Source organism: Inquilinus sp. NPDC058860 (assembly GCF_042743185.1).
Classification (GTDB): domain Bacteria; phylum Pseudomonadota; class Alphaproteobacteria; order DSM-16000; family Inquilinaceae; genus Inquilinus.
Map to the genome: position 1 here is coordinate 68656 of NZ_JBHYMS010000034.1, position 7100 is coordinate 75755.

Annotated in this window: 6 protein-coding genes; all 6 read left to right on the forward strand. The window is 72.0% G+C overall.

All coding sequences use genetic code 11. The annotated features are described in order from the left end of the window. Positions 1-95 precede the first annotated feature (95 nt). Positions 96-1337 (forward strand): NAD(P)/FAD-dependent oxidoreductase, encoded by a 1242-nt coding sequence (locus ACFW16_RS22115; protein WP_380309015.1) that lies wholly within the window; start codon positions 96-98, stop codon positions 1335-1337. Between the two features lie 14 nt (positions 1338-1351). Continuing rightward, positions 1352-2701: a metallophosphoesterase family protein gene (locus ACFW16_RS22120; protein WP_380309018.1), complete on the forward strand. Its 1350-nt coding sequence runs from the start codon at positions 1352-1354 to the stop codon at positions 2699-2701. A gap of 66 nt (positions 2702-2767) precedes the next feature. Then, positions 2768-3403 carry a LysE family translocator gene (locus ACFW16_RS22125; RefSeq protein ID WP_380309020.1) on the forward strand — a complete coding sequence of 212 codons (636 nt, stop codon included), beginning with the start codon at positions 2768-2770 and terminating at the stop codon, positions 3401-3403. A 78-nt stretch (positions 3404-3481) separates the two neighbouring features. Next, complete coding sequence (locus tag ACFW16_RS22130) at positions 3482-5449, forward strand: acetyl/propionyl/methylcrotonyl-CoA carboxylase subunit alpha (RefSeq protein WP_380309023.1); 1968 nt, start codon at positions 3482-3484, stop codon at positions 5447-5449. A 1-nt stretch (position 5450) separates the two neighbouring features. Further along, positions 5451-6353 (forward strand): hydroxymethylglutaryl-CoA lyase, encoded by a 903-nt coding sequence (locus ACFW16_RS22135; protein ID WP_380309025.1) that lies wholly within the window; start codon positions 5451-5453, stop codon positions 6351-6353. A gap of 43 nt (positions 6354-6396) precedes the next feature. Next, the gene (locus ACFW16_RS22140) at positions 6397-6819 is read left to right on the forward strand and encodes a DUF1489 family protein (protein ID WP_380309027.1); all 423 of its coding nucleotides are present in this window, start codon (positions 6397-6399) and stop codon (positions 6817-6819) included. The last annotated feature ends 281 nt before the right edge of the window (positions 6820-7100 follow it).

The following is a 7100-nucleotide window of genomic DNA, read 5'->3' on the forward strand; positions in this document are numbered from 1 at the left end:
GCAGGCCTCCGTGAAGAGGTAATGGTCTAGACCACGATGACGTGATTCGGCTCTGTCCGGATATGCTATGCGGGCGTCGGAAAGGCAGCCAGATCATGATCAGAAGCGATGTCGCCGTGCTCGGGGCCGGAATCGTCGGGGTCTCGGCCGCCCTGCATCTGCAGGCGCGCGGCCGGTCGGTGGTGCTGGTCGACCGGCGCGGCCCGGGCGAGGAGACCAGCCACGGCAACGCCGGGCTGATCGAGCGCGCCAGCGTCGTGCCCTACGCCTTCCCGCGCTCGCTGCTGGACCTGCTGCGTTACGCCGCCAATCGCCGGATCGACGCCCGCTACCACTGGGCCTTCCTGCCGCGGATCGCGCCCTGGCTGTTCCAGTACTGGCGTCACTCCTCCCCGGCCCGCCTGGCCGAGGCGGCTCGGGCGATGCTGCCGCTGATCGAGCGCTGCCTGGACGAGCACCGGCCGCTGCTGGAGCAGGCCGGCATCACCCATCTGGCGCGCGACACCGGCTGGCTCTCCGTCTATCGCACCGCCCGCAGCCTGGAGGCCGGCGTGGCGGGGACGGCCGCGGCCGCAGCCCACGGCCTCGGCTTCGGCGTGCTCGACCCGGCGCAGGTCCGGGCGCTGGAGCCGCACCTGGCGGATGGGCTGACCGGCGGCGTGCACTGGCAGGACCCGGTCTCGGTCTCCGACCCCGGCGCCGTGACCAGGGGCTATGCCGAGCTGTTCCTGCGCCGCGGCGGCCGACTGGCTCAGGCCGACGCCCGGTCGCTGCAGCCGGGGGAGGGCGGCTGGAGCCTGCAGGGGCCGGACGGTCCGGTGCTGGCGCGCGATGCGGTGGTGGCGCTCGGGCCCTGGTCGCTCGACCTGCTGCGGCCGCTCGGCTACCGCCTGCCGCTCGCAGTCAAGCGCGGCTACCACATGCATTACCGGCCGCGCGGCAATGCCGTGCTGCATCGCCCGGTGCTGGACGACGACCAGGGCTTCCTGCTGACGCCGATGGCGCGCGGCGTGCGTCTCACGACCGGCGTGGAGATGGGCCCGCGCGACGCGCCGCCGACGCCGGTGCAGCTCGACGCCGCCGAGGCTGCCGCGCGAATCCTGTTCCCGCTGGAGGCCCGGGCCGACGACCGGCCCTGGATGGGTGCCCGGCCCTGCCTGCCCGACATGCGGCCGGTGATCGGGCCGGCCCCGCGCCACAAGGGGCTGTGGCTCGCCTTCGGCCACGCCCATCACGGCTTCACCCTGGGGCCGGTCACCGGCCGGCTGCTGGCCGAGATGCTGACCGGCGGCGAGACCGTGGTCGACCCGTCGCCCTATCGCGCCGACCGGTTCTGAGAGGAGCATCAGGCATGCCTGACTCCATTCCCGCCCTGCTGCCGCGGGGGCAGGGGCATCAGTTCGTCCTTTACGGTGATTCCTGCTCCGGCGTCCCCGGCGCCCTGCATGAGCGGACCTTCGCCGCGGTCAATGCCGTCCTCCGCCGTCTCGCGCCACAGCCGGAGTTCATCCTGTTCCCCGGCGACGAGATCATTGGCCTGACCGTGGACGCCGAGGCCCTGCGGGCGCAGTGGCGGCATTGGCTGGACCAGGAAATGGGCTGGCTCGACCGCCGGGCGATCCCGATCTGGCACACGACCGGCAACCACACCGCATATGACGAGATGAGCGAGGCAGTGTTCCGTGATGTGCTCGACCTGCCACGAAACGGGCCGCCGGGGCATGAGGGCCTGTCCTACTGGGTCCGCCGCGGCGACCTGCTGATGGTCTTCGTCCACACGCTGTGGACCGGCCTCGGCGGCGAGGGCCATGTCGAGACCGACTGGCTGCGCCGGGTGCTCGAGCAGCATGCCGATGCGCGGTACAAGCTGGTGGTCGGCCATCACCCGGCCCATCCGATCAACGGCTTTTCCGGGCCGTGGCAGCGCGAGATCGGGCCGGAGCACTCACGGGCGTTCTGGAGCATCCTGGTCGAGGCCGGCGTGCTCGCCTATGTCTGCAGCCACATCCTGGCCTATGACGTCCAGGTGCATGGCGGCGTGCTGCAGCTCTGCACCGGCGGCGCTGGCACGGCCCACCGCATGCCCGAGGGAGTGGAGTACCACCACTGCGTCCAGGCCGCGCTGGATGCCGAGGGCCTGCGCTGTCAGGTGCTGGACACGGATGGCCGCATCCGCGAGCGGCTGCACTGGCCGCCTCCCCCGATCCCCGAGGAGGCCTGGTACATCCTGCCGGCGGGAGAAAGCAGCGCGCCGCTGGCCGGTCGGCTGGAGCCCGGCCGGTTCGTCGCCTTCCGCTTCGCCGGCCAAGCCGCCCCGGCTGGAACAAGTGCCGCTCAGACCCTGGTCTCGGCATTCGACCCCGGCAGTCTTGCGCCGCTCTGGATCGGCCTGCGCGGGCCGCGGCAGACCTTGACCATCATCCTGGGGCGGGAGCCGGGCCGCAGCCCCTTCTACTGGCACGGCCCGGCGCTGTCGGGTGCCTTCGACATCCGGTTGCTGCTCCATCCCGACATGGGGCCGGGCGGCATCCTGTGCCGTCGCGACGGGGAGCCCGGCTGGTCCTCGCTGGCGGCGGCTTCGGCCACCGGGATCGAGCGGCTGGGCTGGCCGGCCCGATGGAGCGTCGGGCATGGGCAGCGCGGTGAAGCTGACCGCAGGTTCCAGGGCACTGGCCTGCGGGTGTCGGTGGCAGCCGGCTGAGATCGGTGGCGAGGCAGAGGCCGCCGTTCTAGTCTGCCGGCTGCATCCATTGTGGGACGCTGACCGATGTTCGATCCGGCAACGCTCGCGCTGTTCATGGCCGCCGCCCTGGCGCTGAACCTCACGCCCGGGCCCGACATGCTGTTCTGCTTCGCCAACGGCGTCGCCCGCGGCCCGCGCGCCGGGCTGGCCGCGGCGCTCGGCATCGGCGGCGGGGCGGCGGTGCACACTCTGGCGGCGGCGCTCGGCCTGGCGGGGCTGTTCGCCGCCTCGCCGGCCGCCTTCGAGATCCTGCGCTGGGGCGGGGCCGCCTATCTGCTGTGGCTGGCGATGAAGGCGCTGCGCAGCACCGCATCGGGCCTCGGCGCGGCCGGTCCGTTGCCGCCGCGGCCGGCGGGCCGGATCTTCCTCGACGGCATGGTCACCAATGTCCTGAACCCGAAGGTGGCGCTGTTCTTCATCGCCTTCCTGCCGCAATTCGTCGACCCGGCGCACAGCGCGGCGCTGCAGATCCTGGTGCTGGGCACGCTGCTGAACCTCTCCGGCACCGCGGTGAACGCCCTGGTCGGGATGTCCTCGGGCGGCCTCGGGCAACTGCTGTCGCGGCGGCCGATCGTGGCGCGGCTGCTGAACGGCTTCACCGGCATCGTCTTCCTCGGCCTGGCGGCGCGCTTGGTGTTGGCCGACGGGCGGCCGAAATAGCGGTTCGATTTCCCGCGTGCGCCGCGGACCGGCCCTGTTAGATTGTTGCCCGAACCCAGCGCAAGTTCCGGGACAGGAATGTTCGACACGCTTCTGATCGCCAACCGGGGGGAGATCGCCTGCCGGGTGATCCGCACGGCGCGGCGCCTCGGCCTGCGCACCGTCGCGGTCCATTCCGACGCCGATGCCGGGGCGCGGCATGTCGCCGAGGCCGACACGGCGATCCGCATCGGCCCGGCCCCGGCGCGCGACAGCTATCTGAAGATCGACGCCATCCTGGCCGCGGCCGAGGCGGCCGGGGCACAGGCGATCCATCCCGGCTATGGCTTCCTGTCGGAGAATGCGGAATTCGCGGAGGCTTGCGCCCGGGCCGGCATCACCTTCGTCGGTCCGCCGCCGGCCGCGATCCGCGCCATGGGCGGCAAGAGCGAGGCCAAGGCGCTGATGGCGGTGGCCGGCGTGCCGCTGGTGCCCGGCTATCACGAGACCGACCAGGACCCCGCCCGGCTGGCGGCGGAGGCGGTGACGATCGGCTTCCCGGTGCTGATCAAGGCCTCGGCCGGCGGCGGCGGCAAGGGCATGCGGGTGGTCGAGCGGGCGGAGGATTTCGCCGCCCAGCTCGCCGGAGCCCAGCGCGAGGCTGCGTCGTCCTTCGGCGACGATCGGGTGCTGGTCGAGCGCTACCTGGCCCGGCCGCGCCATGTCGAGATCCAGGTCTTCGCCGACGGCCACGGCCACTGCGTCTATCTGTTCGAGCGCGACTGCTCGATCCAGCGCCGCCACCAGAAGGTGGTGGAGGAGGCGCCGGCCCCCGGGCTCGACCCCGCGATCCGCAAGGCGATGGGCGAGGCGGCGGTCGCTGCCGCGAAGGCCATCGGCTATGTCGGCGCCGGCACGGTCGAGTTCCTGCTCGACACCGACGGCCGCTTCTACTTCATGGAGATGAACACCCGGCTGCAGGTGGAGCATCCGGTGACCGAGGCGATCACCGGGCTCGACCTGGTCGAATGGCAACTGCTTGTCGCGGCCGGCAGGGCCCTGCCGCTGGGCCAGGACGATCTCGCCATCAACGGCGCCGCGATCGAGGTCCGGCTCTATGCCGAGGACCCGCAGGCCGGGTTCCTGCCGCAGACCGGGCGGCTGGCGCATCTGGCCCTGCCCGAGGCGGCGCCGCATGTCCGGATCGATTCGGGCGTCCGTCAGGGCGATGCGATCTCGATCCATTACGACCCGATGATCGCCAAGCTGATCGTCTGGGATCGCGACCGGCCGGCCGCGGTGCGCCGGCTGGCCCGGGCGCTGGACCAGGCGCGGATCGCCGGCCTGGCCACCAATCTCGACTTCCTGCGGGCGATCGCACGGCACCCGGCCTTCGCCGCAGCCGAGCTCGACACCGGCTTCATCGCCCGCCATGGGGCGGAGCTGCTGCCGCCGCCGGCCCCGGCCGCCTCGGAGGACATCGCGCTCGCAGCCCTTGGGCTCGTGCTCGGCCGCGACCGTGACCGGTCCAGCCCCTGGGCCCTGGCCGACGGGTGGCGTCTGAACGACGAATCGGTGGAGGTGCTGCGCCTGGCCGACCGCGACGCCGAGATTCCGGTCGCGGTGCGCTACCGCCGCCATGGCGGGCTGTCGATCGCCACGCCGGACGGGCCGGTCGAGGCCGGCGGCACGCTGGTGAGCGGCGAACTGACCGCCCGGCTCGGCGACCGCACGGTGCGGGCGACGATCGTGGCCGCCGGCGAACGCGTCGCGGTGCTGCGCGACGGCGCCGGCCGGGTGTTCGGCATCATCGACCCCCTGGCCCATGCCGGCGAGGAGGCGGGCGCCGGCAGCCGGCTGACCGCGCCGATGCCCGGCCGGGTGATCGCGGTGCTGGTCGAGGCCGGCGCCAAGGTCACCAAGGGCCAGCCGCTGATCGTGCTGGAGGCGATGAAGATGGAGCACACCGTGGCCGCGCCGGCGGACGGCACCGTGACCAGCCTGCCCTTCGCCGCCGGCGACCAGGTCGACGAAGGCGTGGCCCTGATCGGCTTCGAGGCCGCCTGACATGCTCCCGACCAGAGTTCGAATCGTCGAGGTCGGCCCGCGCGACGGGCTGCAGAACGAGACAGCGGTGGTGCCGCTCGAGACCAAGGTCGGACTGATCGATCGGCTGTCGGCCACCGGGCTGACGGTGATCGAGGCCGGCGCCTTTGTCAGCCCGAAATGGGTGCCGCAGATGGCCGATTCGGCCGAGGTGATGGCGCGGATCGCGCGTACACCCGGCATCTCCTACCCGGTGCTGGTGCCGAACGAGACCGGCCTCGACGCCGCGCTCGCCGCCGGGGCGACCGAGATCGCGGTGTTCGGCGCTGCCTCGGAGAGCTTCAGCCGCCGCAACATCAACTGCTCGATCGCCGAGAGCCTGGCGCGATTCGTCCCGGTCGTGGCCCGGGCCCGGGCCAGCGGGCTCAAGGTGCGGGGCTACGTCTCCTGCGTGCTCGGCTGTCCTTATGAAGGCGAGGTGCCGGCGGGGAAGGTGGCGGAGGTCTCGGCCGCGCTGTTCGACCTGGGCTGCTATGAGATCAGCCTGGGCGACACCATCGGCGTCGGCACGCCCGGCAAGGCCGTGGCGATGATCGAGGCCGTGGCGGCGCGGATTCCGCGCGAGTCGCTGGCGGTCCATTTCCACGACACCTACGGCATGGCGGTCGCCAACATCCATGCCGTGCTGGAGCGCGGGATCGCCGTGGTCGATTCGGCGGTGGCTGGGCTGGGCGGCTGCCCCTATGCCAAGGGCGCCACGGGGAATGTCGCGACCGAGGATGTGGTCTATCTTCTGGACGGCCTCGGCATCGCCAGCGGCGTCGCCCTGGACCGGCTGCTCGATGCCACCCGATTCATCTCGGGCGTGCTCGACCGGCCGCCGGCCTCCAGGACGGCCCGCGCGCTGATCGCCCGCGACGCCTGATCCATCCCGAAGCGTGGCCGCGTGGTGCGGCCATGGAGGAACTGTGCCTCTCCATCTGTTGAAGGTCGCCGTCGGCATCTCCGAGCCGGCCCAACTCGCCACGGTCCAGCAGGGCCGGCGCCATGTCGTCGACGGGCGCGAGGTCGTCTACGGCTACACCAAGCGCATGCCGACCCGGCGGGACGACCTGATCGACGGCGGCTCGATCTTCTGGGTGATCCGCCACGTCATCCTGGTGCGGCAGCCGATCCTCGACATGTTCATGGTGACCGACGAGGACGGCGACACCTATTGCCGGCTGCTCTACGACCCGGAGCTGACGGCGGTGGAGGCCCGGCCGCTGCGCGCCTTCCAGGGTTGGCGCTATCTCGACCCGGACGCCGCACCGCGCGACCTGGGGGCGGCGTCGGAAAGCGACCTGCCGGCCCATCTGCAGCAGGAACTCAGGGCTCTCGGGCTGCTCTGAACGGGGCTCTCCGGGGGCCGGAAAAGAAATTCACGGAAGTGCAAAAAAGCGCTTGCGCGGTCCGGATCACCCCCCTATAAACCGCTCCACCGACGGCGACGCCGCGGCGACGAACTCGAAAGAGAGCGACGCAGCGGAGGGCAGCCAAAAGAAGGTTGCAAAAGCCGGGTCGGTAACTTACATCGGCGTTTCTGCCCTGGCGGGCCGGCCCTGGAAGGGGAAGGCGCGACGGGCGGATGCGGCTCTGGAGCCCGGGGAATCGGGTGTAGGGGCGACGGATC